Source organism: Romboutsia sedimentorum (assembly GCF_030131845.1).
Lineage (GTDB): Bacteria > Bacillota > Clostridia > Peptostreptococcales > Peptostreptococcaceae > Romboutsia_D > Romboutsia_D sedimentorum.
The window spans coordinates 18,540-34,894 of sequence record NZ_JASKYM010000006.1 but is presented as its reverse complement, the minus strand read 5'-3'; the positions used below and the strand labels follow the sequence as shown (position 1 = coordinate 34,894).

General features: G+C 26.3%; 15 protein-coding genes. 13 read left to right on the top strand and 2 right to left on the bottom strand.

Annotation, left to right across the window (positions count from 1 at the left end; genetic code table 11):
- The first annotated feature begins 235 nt into the window (after positions 1-235).
- From QOZ84_RS11555 to QOZ84_RS11535, 5 genes are all read left to right on the top strand, one after another.
- Positions 236-1,768 carry a M4 family metallopeptidase gene (locus QOZ84_RS11555; protein WP_284133118.1) on the top strand — a complete coding sequence of 511 codons (1,533 nt, stop codon included), beginning with the start codon at positions 236-238 and terminating at the stop codon, positions 1,766-1,768.
- A gap of 744 nt (positions 1,769-2,512) precedes the next feature.
- Positions 2,513-2,962: a LytTR family DNA-binding domain-containing protein gene (locus QOZ84_RS11550; RefSeq protein WP_284133117.1), complete on the top strand. Its 450-nt coding sequence runs from the start codon at positions 2,513-2,515 to the stop codon at positions 2,960-2,962.
- A gap of 1 nt (position 2,963) precedes the next feature.
- Positions 2,964-3,392 carry a DUF3021 domain-containing protein gene (locus QOZ84_RS11545; protein ID WP_284133116.1) on the top strand — a complete coding sequence of 143 codons (429 nt, stop codon included), beginning with the start codon at positions 2,964-2,966 and terminating at the stop codon, positions 3,390-3,392.
- A 189-nt stretch (positions 3,393-3,581) separates the two neighbouring features.
- A complete protein-coding gene (gene murJ, locus QOZ84_RS11540) occupies positions 3,582-5,108 on the top strand; it encodes a murein biosynthesis integral membrane protein MurJ (protein ID WP_284133115.1) in 1,527 nt (508 codons plus the stop codon).
- 210 nt (positions 5,109-5,318) lie between these two features.
- A complete protein-coding gene (locus QOZ84_RS11535) occupies positions 5,319-5,957 on the top strand; it encodes a nitroreductase family protein (RefSeq protein ID WP_284133114.1) in 639 nt (212 codons plus the stop codon).
- Between the two features lie 53 nt (positions 5,958-6,010).
- On the opposite strand, the gene QOZ84_RS11530 is transcribed toward QOZ84_RS11535, so the two are convergent.
- Positions 6,011-6,451 carry a MarR family winged helix-turn-helix transcriptional regulator gene (locus tag QOZ84_RS11530; protein ID WP_284133113.1) on the bottom strand — a complete coding sequence of 147 codons (441 nt, stop codon included), beginning with the start codon at positions 6,449-6,451 and terminating at the stop codon, positions 6,011-6,013.
- A gap of 283 nt (positions 6,452-6,734) precedes the next feature.
- Between QOZ84_RS11530 and QOZ84_RS11525 the strand changes: the two genes are divergently transcribed.
- The 6 genes from QOZ84_RS11525 (at position 6,735) to QOZ84_RS11500 (ending at position 12,733) form a co-directional block, all read left to right on the top strand.
- Positions 6,735-7,013, top strand: coding sequence for a response regulator (locus QOZ84_RS11525; RefSeq protein ID WP_284133112.1), 279 nt, complete (start codon positions 6,735-6,737; stop codon positions 7,011-7,013).
- Between the two features lie 9 nt (positions 7,014-7,022).
- Positions 7,023-7,448 carry a LytR/AlgR family response regulator transcription factor gene (locus QOZ84_RS11520; RefSeq protein ID WP_284133111.1) on the top strand — a complete coding sequence of 142 codons (426 nt, stop codon included), beginning with the start codon at positions 7,023-7,025 and terminating at the stop codon, positions 7,446-7,448.
- Positions 7,449-8,005: 557 nt separating this feature from the next.
- Positions 8,006-8,863, top strand: coding sequence for an ATP-binding protein (locus QOZ84_RS11515; protein WP_284133110.1), 858 nt, complete (start codon positions 8,006-8,008; stop codon positions 8,861-8,863).
- Between the two features lie 171 nt (positions 8,864-9,034).
- Positions 9,035-9,691, top strand: a complete 657-nt coding sequence (locus QOZ84_RS11510) for a hypothetical protein (protein ID WP_284133109.1) — start codon at positions 9,035-9,037, stop codon at positions 9,689-9,691.
- Between the two features lie 83 nt (positions 9,692-9,774).
- Entirely contained in the window at positions 9,775-10,155 is a 381-nt protein-coding gene (locus QOZ84_RS11505; protein WP_284133108.1) for a DUF3139 domain-containing protein, read from the top strand.
- 25 nt (positions 10,156-10,180) lie between these two features.
- Positions 10,181-12,733 carry an ABC transporter permease gene (locus tag QOZ84_RS11500; protein WP_284133107.1) on the top strand — a complete coding sequence of 851 codons (2,553 nt, stop codon included), beginning with the start codon at positions 10,181-10,183 and terminating at the stop codon, positions 12,731-12,733.
- 170 nt (positions 12,734-12,903) lie between these two features.
- Here QOZ84_RS11500 and QOZ84_RS11495 read toward each other — a convergent pair whose 3' ends face one another.
- Positions 12,904-14,292 (bottom strand): bifunctional metallophosphatase/5'-nucleotidase, encoded by a 1,389-nt coding sequence (locus tag QOZ84_RS11495; protein ID WP_284133106.1) that lies wholly within the window; start codon positions 14,290-14,292, stop codon positions 12,904-12,906.
- 967 nt (positions 14,293-15,259) lie between these two features.
- Between QOZ84_RS11495 and QOZ84_RS11490 the strand changes: the two genes are divergently transcribed.
- Entirely contained in the window at positions 15,260-16,096 is an 837-nt protein-coding gene (locus QOZ84_RS11490) for a pentapeptide repeat-containing protein (protein ID WP_284133105.1), read from the top strand.
- 57 nt (positions 16,097-16,153) lie between these two features.
- Positions 16,154-16,354, top strand: a complete 201-nt coding sequence (locus QOZ84_RS11485) for a hypothetical protein (RefSeq protein WP_284133104.1) — start codon at positions 16,154-16,156, stop codon at positions 16,352-16,354.
- The last annotated feature ends 1 nt before the right edge of the window (position 16,355 follow it).

Genomic DNA, 16,355 nt, shown 5'->3' with positions numbered 1-16,355 from the left:
TACAATTAATATAAACGATACTTGTGTTAGTTTAGTTATAATTAACTACATTCTAGGATCTTTTTATCTAATCATATAAAATTTTACAATATAAAGTAACCTTAAAATAAAGACATTAAACTAAATTAATATTTGTTAAATATGGGGGTGAAAATGTTTAGCGAATATTATTAAAGTACAAATTTGGCATCATGGACATAACAAAAATAAAATTTTTATAAGGGGATGAGTTTAAATGTTTAAAAGAAAATTAGGGATTTTAACAATAGTAAGTTTGTTTTTAGTACCTTCATTAAGTTATGCAGATACTCAAACTAATGAGGATTTACAAAAGACATATAAGATTAACTCACAAAAAGATTTAAATGAGGTATTAAAAGGGGTTTCAGATGAACATAGTATAAAAAATAACTCAGATCAATATGAATTAGTTAAAACAGAGAAAGATGAGCTAGGATATACTCATTATACTTTAAAGCCTAAAGCTGATGGATACTTTGCTGAAAACTCTGAAGTTAAAATACACACAGATGAGTCTGGAAAAGTTGTATTTGTAAATGGGGATTTAGAACAAGGTAAGCTTGAAGTTAAAAATGATACTAAAATAAGTAAGGATAAAGCTATTGATTTAGCGTTTAAAGGTATAGAAAAATTACCTGCAGATGTTAAAAATTTATCAGGGAAAGATGTTGTTCAAGATGCTAAAATTGTTGTTGATGAAAAAAGCAACAGAGCTGTTTATAGTTTAGATATAATATATACTTTACCAGAACCAGCTCACTGGACAATTAAAGTAGATGCAGAAAATGGTAATATAGTAGATAAACAAAATGTTTTAGAAGATGCTATGCAAACAACAGGAACTGGAATAGGTTCAAATGGAGAAGTTAAGTCTCCTTTAAACTTGACAGAGGATGCTGGGAACTTTTATTTATTAGATACTACTCATAAAGGTAAAATAAATACTATGGGCTTTAAAGCTTTTGAAGGTGATGGGATATTAGGTGACATTTTTTCTAATCCACTAAATTCTTTCAATGATGCAAAATTTAAAGCAGGTGTAGACGCTCATTACTTTACAAATCAAGTCTATAACTATTATAAAGATGTTCATAATAGAGACAGTTATGATGGAAAAGGAGCAGATATAAACTCTTATGTAAATGTACCTGATCCAGAAACAGGTGAAGCTACTTGGAGTAATGCTGCATGGACTGGAGCAGAAATGATTTATGGTGATGGGGATCAAGTAACAGAAAATTCTTTCACAGCAGCAAATGATGTTGTAGCACATGAAATTACACATGGGGTTACATCATCATCCGCTGACCTAGTGTATAGATTCCAACCAGGAGCATTAAATGAATCTTTTTCAGATGTATTTGGTTACTTTGTAGATAGTGAAGACTGGTTGATGGGCGAGGATTTATATAAAGCACCTGATACAGCTATAAGAAGTTTAAAAGATCCTAAACTATATGGTCAACCAGACAATATGAAAAATTATAAAAATTACAGTATAAATTATGATAGAGGAGGAGTTCATATTAATAGTGGTATTCCTAATAAAGCTGCATATAATACTATTAATAAATTAGGAAAAGAAAAATCAGAACAAATCTATTATAGAGCTCTTACAAAATATTTAACAAGCACATCAAATTTCTTAGAAACTAGTAAAGCTTTATCTCAATCAGCAAAAGATCTTTATGGAACAACTGAATCACTAGCAGTTACACAAGCATGGAGAGCAGTTGGGGTAGAATAATTAGTAAGGTAGTAAAACTATATACGAAAAGTTAGAAAAAAGGCAGAGAAATCTGTCTTTTTTTATGCAAATATTAATAATTGGATATTGGATTTTTTGCTATGAGCTAACTTCATTATGTATGGAAGGACTAATAATAATATTTATATTTTATTGTTATGTATAGTGATTTTTATATTTATAATTACGTTTACTACAATTAAAATTATAAAAAAGAGAGAATATGAATTTAAAAAAGCAAATAATAGAAATGCCTGGAAATAAATTTCTATTATAATTATTGTTATAATAACATCATTTTATGGAGGCAAGCTTGCATGGTTTATAGAAAGATTAAAAAATGAAAGATCAGTTGAATTTGAACACAACAATTAGAACCTTTAATTAAAACGGTTAAGGCTATTCCAGTTAAGAAAACAGTTAGTAAGTGGAATGAAAGTGAGTATGGATTATCTTATTATGGAAAAATAAGTTGGGGATACAATACAGATGGAATTATTAATATTAATAACGATGGTAGTGAGCATCATTCATGTTTAAATTCTCATTTCTATATATTTTAGAAGATTATCAATAGAAATGGACTGAAACTACTTAAAAGTGGAGTGAAATATTATAATAAAAAATTATATGTATTTTAGTGTTTAAAAAAAGCATCTTAATTGTTAAAATAATCCTGTTAATTAAAAATGAAACTATGATATATAAAATTCAAATATACTAGTGACAAAGGAGGCAATATTAATGAAAATAAATATAGAAATTGATGAAAAGTATAGTCAAGTAGAAATTTTAATAATGGCACCTAAAATGAACGAGGAAGTACAACAAATTATCAATAAAATAAATGATGAAAAAAAGAAACATGTAATAGGTGTTAAGGATGATAGGATGTATATTCTTAATCCAAAAGATATTTTTTGTTTTTATACAGAAAACAAAAAAATTATGGCGAGAACAGAAAAAGATAAATATGAAATAAAAGACAAATTATATATTATAGAAGAGTATTTAAAAAACACACCTTTTATAAAAATCTCAAAATCAGTAATTGCAAACGTGGATAAAGTTAAAAATCTAGAAGTTTCTTTTAATGGAACTTTGTGTATTACATTTTTTGATCAAAGTCAGGAGTATGTTTCAAGAAAATATGTAACAGATATAAAGAGTTACTTACAAATAGGAGGAAGATAAAATGTTAAATTTAAAATCTTTAATTAAAAGATGCGTTTATGGGCTAATATGTGGGATATTACTTGCAGTAGCAGTATTTTTTATAAAGGCAATTTGCAATGATATGGAAGGTATAATTAAAGAAAGTTTATTTGTTACTCAAATTTTGATTTGTGGAATCATGGGAATGGGGTTTGTTGGAATATCGCAGATATTTAGTATTGAGAGTCTAAGTATACTATCTAAGGTAATAATTCATGCTATAGTTCAAGCTGTTTTTTATTTTACGTTAGCGTATTTTGCAGGCTGGATTCCTAGTAATAAATCAGATATTATAATTATGCTTTCAATATATGTAATTACATACGTTGGATTTTGTATAAGTTATAAACATTATTGGAAGAAAAAAATAGAAGAAATCAACTCAAGTTTATCTAACAGAAGGATATAATGTTTACTTAAATATATATAGTAAAAATGCCCTTAAAATCTATTTATTTAGGTTTTAAGGGCATAAATTTTAGTGTAAGATATTAGCCTTTAAACTGTAGATTTAATGCTAGTTATTACCATTAAATTCCTTTAATTATATAATTAAGGTATAATGAATATATATAAAACAATGAAAAGGGGAAAAATTATGTCTAATGTAGTAAAGTCTGCCTTTATTTTATTTGTTGCGACTATGATATCAAAGGTACTTGGTTTTTTTAGAGATCTTGTTATTGGATATGTATATGGAGCGGGGATTGTATCTGATTCTTATTTTGCAGCTTTAAATATTATGACAATTGCATTTGTTTCTTTATTATGTGTTGCAATACAAAGTACGTATATGCCTATATACACTAGTGTAGAGAGTAAAGAAGGTAAAAATAAAGCTTTAAAATTTACTGGGAATGTAATTAATATAATTATTATTGTGTCAATTTTTATTAGTATTGTAGGCTGGTTTTATACAGAGCTTATAGTTAAATTTTTTGCGGCAGGATTTAAGGGAGAAAGGTTGGCAATAACAGTACAACTTACTAAGATTATATTGTTTTCAGTAGGTATTGTTTGTATTACATATGTATTAAAATCTTATCTAGAGATTCATGACTATTTTCTAATAACAGGGTTAATGCCCATACCGTATAATTTATCTATAATAATCGCAGTTTTACTTAGTGGAAAATATGGGATTAATATGTTAGCATATGGTACGGTATTTGCATTTTTTGTTCAAATGATTTTTTTAATTCCATTTTGTTATAAGAAAAAATTCAAATATAAGTTTAATTTTAGTATAAAAGATAAATACATAAAACAAATGGGTCTAGCTATATTACCAATTTTAGTGGGTGCTTCGGCAAATCAAATAAATAGTTTGGTAGATAAAAATCTAGCATCAACACTACCAATAGGTGCTTTATCTTCTTTGGGTTATGGATATAAATTAAATATATTTGTAACTGGTTTATTTATAGCCACAATAACATCTGTTATATACCCATTGTTTTCAAAATTAGGTAATAGCAACAATATAAAAAAATTAAAAATGACTTTGTGCTCATCAATTAATTTTGTTACATTAATAACTATGCCAATATCAATAGGAGCATTTATACTAGCTGAACCTATAGTTAGAATATTATTTGAAAAAGGTAAGTTTGATGCTAGTGCAACTATAGCTACATCTCATGTCCTAGCATACTATGCCATTGGTATGGTTGCAACAGGATTTAGAGAAGTACTAGTTAGAGTGTTTTATTCATTAAAAGACACTAAAACACCTATGAAAAATAGTATTTTATGTGTTGCTTTTAACATTATATTTAACCTAATATTAATTAAATATTTAAAAGCACCAGGATTGGCACTTGGATCTAGTATATCCGCCATTTTAGCTGCAATATTTTTAATGTTTAACCTAAGAAAGAAAATAGGAAAACTTAATGGAATGAGTATATTGCTGACTATAATAAAAACATTTATAGCAGGTATAGTAATGGCAATAGCTGTGTTATTTATATTTAATAGGTTAAATGTTATAAATGAATTACTAGCTTTTGTAGTTTCTGTTTCTATTGGAGCCATAGTATACGGTGTATTGGTATTAGTATTAAGAGTGGATTCAACTGATTATATTATAGATATGCTAAAATCGAAGTTAGCAAATAGATAATAAATTTAATATAACAGAAATAGTTTGACATGAAACTATTTCTATTATATTATTAGTTTGACCTAAAACTAATTTAAGTATTTAAATCAAATTTATTGTGTATTAGTAATTTGGATTTATATTTAAAACTTTAGTACATAATATTATGAGTAGTGTTAAAATACTTGATAAAAATCAAAATGGATACATAACAAAAGGAGAAATAACATAATGGCAAACTTAGATTTTATATACAAACGTAAAAGTGTAAGACAATTTAAAGATACAGTAGTTCCAAAAGAGGACATACTTGAATTATTAAAGGCTGCAACTTATGCACCATCTCCAAAACATCAACAAAACTGGCATTTTGTTGTACTTCAAAATAAAGATGTAATAAATGAAATGGCAGAAATAGTAAGAAAAAGCCATGAAAATATAGGACAACTTGCAAAAGACGAAAAAGATTTTAAAAGACATATGAGCGTAATAAACTATTATACATGTTTCAAAGATGCACCAGTAGTAGTTTTAGTATATTCATGTGAATATAAAATGATAGAATATAAGATATTAAAGCAAAACAATGCACCTCAAGAAGTGCTAGATGTTCTAGTATCACCTCAATCAGCAGCACAAGGTATAGGTGCTTCAGTAGAAAACTTCTTATTAGCTGCATCTGAAATGGGTTATGCAACTTGTTATATGACAGGACCAACTCATGCTAAGAGTGAAATAGAAAAGCTAATAGGATTTGAAAAAAAAGGATATGAATTAATGTCTATGATTTCATTAGGTGTTGCAAAGGAAAATACTCCTGCTCAACCACCTCGTAAACCATTAGAGGACGTTGTAACATTTATAGATTAATACCAATAAAAGGGCTACTCATATTAGAGTGGCCCTTTTGTAATATATAATTTTTAATTATTTGCATCTTTAAAGTTAGAGCTAAGCTTTCTTAGAAGTCTAAGAAATTCTTTTTTTTCATCTTCTGTAAAATTACTATATGCAGTTTCTTTAACCTGAGAAGATATAAAGTTAAAACTATCTTCTATGTCTCTTGATTTTTGAGTTAAACCTATATAAGTAACACGCTTATCCTTTGTACACTTTTCTTTTTCAATATATCCTAGAGTTATAAGTCTATTTACTAAAGATGTAACTGTAGACTTATCCTTACCTATTTTTTGTGAAATCTCTTTCATAGTAAGATTTTTATCACTTTCATAAAGCGCTGTTAGGATATTACCGTGTGTTGGTATTAAATCATCTAATTTATTTTCTTTTAATTTGTTTTCTATAAATTTTATCATGTTGGCTTTAGCCCTACTAATAAAATAAACAATATATTTGTCGTTCATTTAAGCCCTCCAATCTAGGTGAAGTAAAATAATATTTATTTATATATGATAACATACTTGTAATGTGTACAGTGTATAAAAATACCCTTAAAATTTATTTAAAATGTCACGCAAGCAGGACGTTGAAAAGTTAATCTGTTACGTTGGCTTAGATATCTACCGTATTTAGACTTGAGTATTGATAAAAATGATTGAAAAATGTTATCCTAAAGTATAGGATATATAAAATTATATTTGAATATACAAACTAAAAAAGTTTTAAGAGTGCATAATGGGGGAACTTATGATTAGGGTAGCAATTTGCGAAGATGAAAAAGAAACACAATGCTTAATAGAAGATTATGTTGATAATATATTAAACAATATAAATACAGAATATAAAATACAAAAATATAGTTCTGGAGAAGAGTTACTTGAAGGTAATTTAAAAGATATAGATATATTACTCCTTGATATACAAATGGGGCAAATAAATGGAATGGATACTGCAAGAAAGATTAGAGAAGTAGATAACAAAATGGAGATAATATTTATAACTTCTTTAATAGATTATGTACAATAAGGATATGAAGTGAGAGCTTATAGATATTTATTAAAACCTATAGAATCAGAGGAATTAAAAAAGCATGTATTAGCTTGTATTAAAGAGATTGAAATGAATAAAAATAATTATATAGTAATAAAGAATAATCCTAATACATATAAGATTTATTCAAATGAAATAAAGTACATTGAAGTTCAAAAAAAGCAGATGTCAATATATACAATAAATAAGAGTTTTGATGTTAGGTATAGTCTAGGGAAAATAGAAAAAGACTTAACCTTAGATAAGTATGTAAGATGCCATAAAAGCTTTTTAGTTAATTTAAGCTATGTAGAAAATATAAAGCCAAATATTGCAGTATTAGAAAGTGGAGAAGAAGTACCTATTAGTAGATATAGATACAAAGATGTTAAGGAACAATTTTTAAAATTCCTTGGTGAGACAATATGCTAGAACTTATGTCACAGTTATTATTAATTTTATCAATATTTATACCTTTTATCATATTAAAAGAGATACTAACTTATAAAAAAGAAGGTAGGAAAAATGAGGAAATTGTATTTTATACTTTATTATCATTAATTTATATTACAACTACTTTGTTTAATATAGAAGAATATTGTTTTAATGATACAACTAATTTATTATATGGCACAGTGTTTATTATATGGGGAATATACTATAAGTTTTTTTATAAGATAGGATATGTTAAATATATAATTTCCTTTTATTTATTTAATATATATTATGACTTGCTCAACGAGGTTATAAATAGAATTTTATTTATTGTAGTTACCGGTTATTCTAATTCGTCAGAAGGGGCTCTTTTAGTATCTAATATTGAGAATCAAAAAATAAGGCTATATAGCTATATATTAATGATATTGGGTTATTCGATAATTGTATTTATTAACAATCGTTTACAGATATTTAATAGTGAAAAAAGAAATTATATATACTTGAGCCTTGCTTTACTAGTTAATACTGTTAATATAATTGGAAGATATACAATGGGACTTTATACTATAGGTAATAATTACACTCTAAATATTATGTTATTCAAATGGAGGAGGTCAGTACCAGCGTTACAACGTGAATGGGGTTATTTTGATCAAATTGTAGTTCCAAAACTAGTAGTAGCTAGTAGTATAATTCTTATATTATTGTTTATAAGAATTATAAAAGAGAATAAAAGGAAAGCTCAGAATGAGCTAATACAAAATAAATTAGATATGCAATATGCTCATTACTTAAGTATTCAAGAATCTCATATGAAGGTTAGAAAGCTTTATCATGATATAAATAATCATATTTGCTGTATAGATAATCTTAAAAATAATAATAAAGAAATTAATGAGTATGTAAAGAATTTAAAAGATGAAATTAAAGAATTTAAATCTATTTATAATACAGGAAACATGATATTAGACACTATAATCAATGAGAAGAATACATTATGTACAAAAAAAGGAATTAAATTTATTTGTGATATAAACTTTTCAAAAGTTAATTTCATAAAACCGATAGATGTATCGAGTATATTTGATAATATTTTAGATAATGCAATAGAAGCATGTGATAAAATACATGATGAAAATATTAATAAATATATTAGAATTAAAGGGACTATAACGAAATCATTTTTTGTAATTAAATGTGAGAATAGTAAAGTGAACAGTATTATAGTCAATAAAAATAGATTATTAACAGATAAAATGGATAAATTTATACATGGAATAGGAATTCAAAGTATTAAATCATCTTTAGAAAAATATGATGGAGAATTATTATTTGAAGATGATAAAGATAAATTTATATTAAACATATGCATACCATTGAACCAAAATACTGACAGTTGGGTCGATTAAGCTACTAGTTGGGCCATATATATTGATACTAAGAAATAAGGGTGTTATCTTTTAATAGCAAAAGATAACACCCTTATTTTTTATATTATCATAAGGATTAGTTACAAACTACGGTGTTAGGAGAAATAATTAATAAATATGTGATAAGTAGAAATACAATGGAGGAAGTATATGAAAGTAAAAAAATCTATATTAGCTATGATATTAGTTGCAAGTATAAGTTTAATGGTAGGATGTATAAATTCTAATAATTCATCAAAAAATTCAATCCAAACTCAAGCAACTGAAGAAGATGAAATTACTAAGTTATTTGAAGATTACTCAAAAAAAACTAACACTCTAGATGGTGTCCATGAGGTTAAACAAGATTTATCTAAAAAGTTTTCAAAAGCTATAACAGATAGTGGTCTTAAAGTTGCCAATTCAACTCCAGATGGTAGTTTTGTAGTGTCTATAGGGGGCTTTGAAAACCCTCCTACACAATCTATCCAAAGTCTAAATTACTCTATATCCGAAAACTATAAAAAAGGTAAGGCGATGCTAGATATTCTGTGCGCTAAAGAATATGCTGAAAATATGGGATTATCTGAAAATGATAAATATGTCAAAGCTATATACAACATATTTAAGTCATTAACTAATACTAAATTAACAGAGAAAGAGTTCTTTGATGATGTTGAAAAAACATTTAATGAAGGAGAAGGTTTTGTAGAACTTCCTTATAAGAAGGCTATACATATTCAAGTCGTTCAAGTTAATAAATCTGGAAAATATATTAAAACTTTACAATTAAGATGTAGCTATGACTTTAACATTCCAAAGTCTTAGTATATCAGAAAATTTATAACACAGTTAAAGTTCATTATAATAAGTTTAAATATGGAAACTTTTATGTAAATAAGGAGGTTTATATGAAAAATTATAAAGTTATTTTATTAGTATTAATTATAGGATTTGCAGGATTTTTTGTGTATGATAACTACTTTAAACCTTGGAATAATGCGGAAGAATGTATTAATAAATATATGGTAAAGCAGGATGTTTCAAAAGATGATATAAGTAAAATTAAAAAAGAAAAATCAAAAAAAGCAACTTATAACGGTATTCTTTACACGGTATCTTATAAAGATGACCCTCAATATGAATATCAATATTTTTATAGCGATGATTATTATGCTTTATACATAAATCATGTTTTATTACAAATCTATGATCTAAGTGATGGTCATGAATTGACGGATATTAAGGAGCTTAACAATTTAAAACATCCGCCAATTTACTTAGAGAAATAAATTATAAAAGAGGGGGAGCAGTTTTATGGGAACATATTTTAAAATGTCGCTAGCGTACTTAAGAAAAAATAAACTCAGAACTTCGCTTTTGATATTAGGTGTTGTATTGGGTATAGTATTGATATTTGGAACGAGCGTTATAAAAGATTCTCAAAATAAGAATGATTTAGAGGCAATACATAAACTTTATGGGGGGTATCATGTAGAATTTAATGATTTAAATTCTGATGGAGTTGAAAAATTAAAAAATGATGAAAATGTATCAAAAACTACTACCGTGCAAAATTTAGGTAGTGTTATAGACAAAAAAGGAAGTTCTGTACTACTAAGATCAACAGATAAAAATTATATAAGTGGTAAGGAAAATAAATTGATAGGTAGACTTCCTAAAAATAACAATGAAATAGTAATAGAAAAAAAGGCTTTAGATGAAATGGGTGTACCTTATGAATTAAATTCTATTTTAGACCTTACAGTAAAAAAGAAATATAAAGACTCAGAAGGCAATAATCAGATTTATATTGTAGATAAAAAATTTAAACTTGTAGGCATTGTAGAAAAACCACTAAAATATTATGATGTTGTTTGGGAATATGAAGCATTTACTTATGTAAATGATGGGAAAAATAATATAATACCACCAGAAACAGTTACTTATAATAGTATATTAAATTTAAAGAGTGGTGTGAATAATCTTAGTGAGCAAATTGAAAACATTATGCAAAAAAATAAATTAGGAAAATTTAGTTATGTACCAAATGTACAACTTGTACAAAAATCAGTCGATATAGAAATAGAAAATGATAATCCGGATGCTTATAAAAGAGAAGTTTTAATCATAATTGCAGCAGCAATTTTTATATTCAATATGTTTAACATCACATTAAACCAAACAATAAAAGAAATGGGACTTTTGAGATTAATAGGTTCGAGTAAGAAAAATGTTAGATGTATGATAATATACCAAGCATTAATTGTAATGATTGTAGGAACAATACTTGGGTTGATATTAGGTGTGATATATTCATATGTAGGAATTAATACATATAATATTTCACTATATAAAGAGGCTAGTATTGATCCAAAATTATATGTAAGCAATACAAATATTATAAAAGCTACAATAATAGGTGTATTTTCTGTTTTTATTTCTTGTATTATACCAATATTTAAGATTGGCAATATATCACCTATTGAAGCGACAAAGAAAGCAGAGAAGGTCAAAAGTAATAATAAAAGTTATAGATTAAATAAACTTTTAAGTAAAATATTTGGATTCTATGGATTTATGGGTCTTAAAAACATTGGAAGGAATAAAAGTAGAGCGCTTATATCTATGATATCAATTGCACTAGGAGGATATTTATTTATAACTACATTTTCAAGTATGCGAGGCGAGGTAAGTAATAAGATTGAGGATATGCAAAATAGATATGATATAACAATGCAATTTGGAGCAGCTTCGGATGTAGATAATTTAAAATATACAGATAGTGATGTAAATAAAATAACAAGTATAGATGGTGTAAAAAGTGTAAATGCGATACAAATAGTAAATGGTTTCTTTGATTTTAAAAAGAATGAAGTAAATAAAGAATTTATAAAGTACAACGGAATACAAGAAAAAGATCAAATGGAACATACAATGGATTTAAAATTATATGGAGATAATTATATAAATGAAACATTGAAAAACTTTGTAGAAGATGGAAATTTAGATGATATAGGAAAAGTAACAGATGGTTATCCAAATGTAGCAGTATACAATTATTTTTATGATAGTGTAGAAGATAGTACATATAAAAATGTTTTTGAAAATTTAAAGGTAGGGGATATAAAAACAATAAAAGTTCCAATTACAGAGGATAATAAAACTGTCTATAAAGAAAGTAAAGTAAGGGTATGTGCAACCTTAAAACCTGAATGGATGTCTAAGGGTGATGGTGGTTTTGGCCATAATTTTGAGATTATCAAATCCAACAATCATTCTAAAGAGCTTACTGGTGAACAAAAATATACTAAATTAGGTATAAACTTAGAAGACCCATATGATAAAACTGTAAATAAAAAAGTAGAAAAAGTTTCTAATAGTATCCATTTATCTAAATTTGATAGTAGGTTGAGTTTTAATGAGATGGCAAAGGCTTCTAGTGATAATTATATTAAGTCACAGATATCAATAATAATGTTGGTTTTAATAATAGCATCAATTAATATTTTCTGTACTATAAGAACTAATTTACTTATAAGGAAAAATGAAATATCGACCCTTAGAGCAATAGGGTTAAGTGTAAGAAATATGAAGAAAATGGTTATTTATGAAGCATTAGCATATGCAATATTAAGTTTTATAATTGCTTTAATAGCATCTACAATATACTTAATTTGGTTTGTAAATATACATAATAATGCTTATATAAACTTTGGAATAGAGCATTTTATGTCTTTTACATTCCCAGTTAAAGAATCAATAATATTTTTTATTATATCAGCGACTGTATGTTTAATCGCAGTAGCTACAAGTAGTAGCGATTTGAAAAAAGTGAGTATTATTGAGGGAATAAAAGATAAATATTAATTATTTACATAGAAAAAAGCAAATGTAATGGATGTAAGGCTTGTGAAAGAGTAAAATTAAAAAATTGATTAGAAAAAATAAAATTAATATAATTACTTTATAAAACATGATTTTTTAATAACAAATAGCATATCAGAACATGATATGCTATTTTGTTAAAAATCAATATTTTATATGTGTTTAAAATGAAGACTAATAAGTGGTTTACCAATATTAAATTTAAATCTATCATTTTTTTTAGGATAAATAGTTATAGTGTTATCTTTATATTCTGATTTATCAAATTCAAAATAAGAATTCAAATAGTATTCATATCCATATAAGTTACAAACAACCTTATTGTTTTTCATAAATATCATTTGTACCATATCTTCACTTTCAGTCTTTTTAATATCTTGCCACTTATAGCCTATAGTTTTGTATATTTTTTCGGGTGAAGTATATGCATCAAATGCATATGCTTTGTCCCAATCAAAAGGGGTAAAGTCACTTAAATTAATTTCTTTAGGAGTTTTATTTGAGTTGTAACAAAAATTAAAAAATTTATCAGCTAATTTTTCGGAATTTTTATCCTCTTCACTTTTTTCAAATTTAGCTATTTTAATAGATTTGTCTATTACATTAAATTTATTATTGTTTTTTTCGAATTTAAAATTAATCTTAGAAATACATTCTCCATACTTTCCGGGTTGAGTAACTATAACTTTTTCACCAGATTTATTTTTATAATTATGTTGCTCAAATTCCTTATGTGTATGACCTGCCACAATGGCATCTATACCATCAACTTCTTGTGCTAGTTCTTGTATATTATTTCCAGGATATTTAGTTTCTTTGCTATTTTCTCCAGAATGAACAACAGCAACTATAATATCTGGTTTATCTTTTTTCATAACCTTTACCCATTTTTTTGCATTTTCAACTAAATTACCCATATACAACGTACCATCGTACCCCTCGAAGTCTCTTAATCCTTCAGATTTTGGTTTTATATCTCCGTTTTTTAAAGTATCATACTTTTGACCTACTTCTTGTATAGTAAGCCCTAATATTCCTAACTTAACATCTCCTTCAGGTGTTGAAATATTTTTAATTACATAAGGTTTTATATAATTTTCTCCATTTTTTTTATATGTATTTGCTGATAGTACATCTATATCTTGTTTTTCAAAATCAGACACCATGTTATCTAGTTGAAATTTATTACTTTTTATAAATTCATGATTACCAAGTACAACAGCATCATATCCAACTTCTTTCATATCTTTTGCAATTGGAACTTCTAGATAACTTGACTTGTAATTATCATAGCTGCATTTCAAATCAAGACATTTATTCAAAGCTGATCCACTTTTACCCCAGTCATAAAAATCTCCTGCATCTACTAAAATAGTATTTTTAGATTTTTCCTCTTTTATATAAGAAGTTAACTCATATGGTAAAAGCCCATGTAAATCAGTAGTAGCTAATATATTTACATCTACACTTTTTGTTGAACTACATGCTGTTATTAATAGCATGCATACCGCTAATAACCCCATTATTACTCTTTTTTTCATAAAATCCCCACTCTCTTTTGTCATTTGTTAAATTTTAACTATTGTGAACTACTTTTAAATTATAAACTTAGTAGTAATGAAAGTAAATCCGATACTATGGTTTTATTTTCCAAAATGGACTGAAATGTAAAAATCTACTTATCTAGTTTAATATCGATACTTATCAATATATACACAAAAATTATTGTTTGAAATCTAAGTTACGTACCAGTTGGGTCGATTATATGACCAGTTGGTCCAAAATGTTGAAAATATAGACACTGTAGTGATATATTGAAAATATAAAATATTAATTTCACTCCCTAAAACCAACATTTCAGTACAAATCTATTGAAAATTAAATATCATATGGTAAGATGTTAAAGCGCTTTATAAGTGAATTATAAAGGCATACAACAATCATTAAAGTTATGAGGAGTTAATATGAATAAGGATTTGTTAAAGACTATAACTATTTCAGCTATTATAATTTTAGGGGTTAAGGCTTTTATTGAAAGAATCTTAATAAAAGGGGTTTTATCAAATATATTAATCTTTTTTATTTCATTGATAATATTTATTATTATTAATGATGTTACTTATAAAATACAAAATAAATAATAAATTAATGTCTATGCTAATAGAGCATAAAAAAGCTATAATATACATTGGAAGTAGATAGTTACTTTTAGGAATTATAATAATATAATAGTATTTTTAGTTAGGGGACTACATGAAATCGATAGTTTTATGGATTGCTATATGTTTGATAATCAATTTAATTATATTAAAGGTGGTTACATACATTATTTCCAAGTTTATGAAAATGAGGAACAAAAATTTATAGGGTGAATTATAGTGAGGGTGTTTTATTAAAAACATAGAAAAGAGTTGGACTAGAAATGGTAAACGATTTCGATTCAACTCTTTTTTATGAATAATGTCACGCTAACGTGAAAATATTTATAGGAAAAAAGAGGTAAACTAGATGACATATTCAGATACAGAATTATATAAAAACTTAAGAGTCGATTGTGAAAAATGTTTTGGACTTTGCTGTGTTGCACTATATTTTTCAAAATCAGAAGGATTTCCAACTGATAAAGTGGCTGGAAAACCATGCACAAATTTACAATCAAACTTTAGATGTTCTATACATACAAATCTTAGGAACCAAGGTCTTAAAGGTTGCACTGCTTATGATTGCTTTGGAGCAGGTCAAAAGGTAGCTCAAATTACATACAATGGATGCGATTGGAGTAAAGAAAAAGAATCTTCCAACCAGATGTTTGATGTTTTCTTAGTTATGAGACAACTTCATGAAATGCTATGGTATTTGAATCAAGCTATTTCACTTAAAGAGAATATTTCTATTCATGATAAAATTAGATTTATGATAGAGGAGACAGATAAACTTACTTATTTAAATCCTGATTCTCTTATAGAATTAGACATACCATCTCACCAAGATAAGGTTAATGCTTTACTTTTTGAAACTAGCGAAATAGTTAGAAATAAAGTATGTTTTGTGAAAAGTAAAACCAAAAATATACCAAGAGGATTAGATTGTATAGGTTCAGATCTTAGAAAGATAGACTTAAAAGGCGCGAATTTAAGAGGCGCTTTTCTTATTGCCACAAATCTTAGAGGTGTTGATTTAAGTAAAGCTGACTTGATTGGGGCTGATTTGAGAGATGCTGATTTAAGAGGTGCTAATTTATCTGAGTGTATTTTTATTACTCAATCTCAAATTAACACTGCCAAAGGAGACTCTAATACAAAATTACCTAAATCACTAAATAGACCACCTTATTGGTTAGAATAAAAATATATACTTATAAGTTAATTTAAGTATTAAAGCACAAAAGCAAAAGGGGAAATTATGGATGGAAAAAAAGTTGCTTGTTATTTATATGGTGATGAAGAACAAATTGGATTTAGTATGGACTTTGATGAATCAGAATATAAAGACAATATGGTAACTATTATTCCTAAAGAAAATGATAAATTTAAAGTTACAATAGGCAAGGAAAATCCTATAAATCATTTGAAAATGATTAAATTAAATCATATATCTAAATAGA

Bases quoted from the DNA above. Each gene is read 5' to 3' on its own strand.
- QOZ84_RS11555 (WP_284133118.1), top strand. From the start codon at position 236: ATGTTTAAAAGAAAATTAGGGATTTTAACAATAGTAAGTTTGTTTTTA.
- QOZ84_RS11550 (WP_284133117.1), top strand. From the start codon at position 2,513: ATGAAAATAAATATAGAAATTGATGAAAAGTATAGTCAAGTAGAAATT.
- QOZ84_RS11545 (WP_284133116.1), top strand. From the start codon at position 2,964: ATGTTAAATTTAAAATCTTTAATTAAAAGATGCGTTTATGGGCTAATA.
- murJ (WP_284133115.1), top strand. From the start codon at position 3,582: ATGTCTAATGTAGTAAAGTCTGCCTTTATTTTATTTGTTGCGACTATG.
- QOZ84_RS11535 (WP_284133114.1), top strand. From the start codon at position 5,319: ATGGCAAACTTAGATTTTATATACAAACGTAAAAGTGTAAGACAATTT.
- QOZ84_RS11530 (WP_284133113.1), bottom strand. From the start codon at position 6,451: ATGAACGACAAATATATTGTTTATTTTATTAGTAGGGCTAAAGCCAAC.
- QOZ84_RS11525 (WP_284133112.1), top strand. From the start codon at position 6,735: ATGATTAGGGTAGCAATTTGCGAAGATGAAAAAGAAACACAATGCTTA.
- QOZ84_RS11515 (WP_284133110.1), top strand. From the start codon at position 8,006: ATGGGACTTTATACTATAGGTAATAATTACACTCTAAATATTATGTTA.
- QOZ84_RS11510 (WP_284133109.1), top strand. From the start codon at position 9,035: ATGAAAGTAAAAAAATCTATATTAGCTATGATATTAGTTGCAAGTATA.
- QOZ84_RS11505 (WP_284133108.1), top strand. From the start codon at position 9,775: ATGAAAAATTATAAAGTTATTTTATTAGTATTAATTATAGGATTTGCA.
- QOZ84_RS11500 (WP_284133107.1), top strand. From the start codon at position 10,181: ATGGGAACATATTTTAAAATGTCGCTAGCGTACTTAAGAAAAAATAAA.
- QOZ84_RS11495 (WP_284133106.1), bottom strand. From the start codon at position 14,292: ATGAAAAAAAGAGTAATAATGGGGTTATTAGCGGTATGCATGCTATTA.
- QOZ84_RS11490 (WP_284133105.1), top strand. From the start codon at position 15,260: ATGACATATTCAGATACAGAATTATATAAAAACTTAAGAGTCGATTGT.
- QOZ84_RS11485 (WP_284133104.1), top strand. From the start codon at position 16,154: ATGGATGGAAAAAAAGTTGCTTGTTATTTATATGGTGATGAAGAACAA.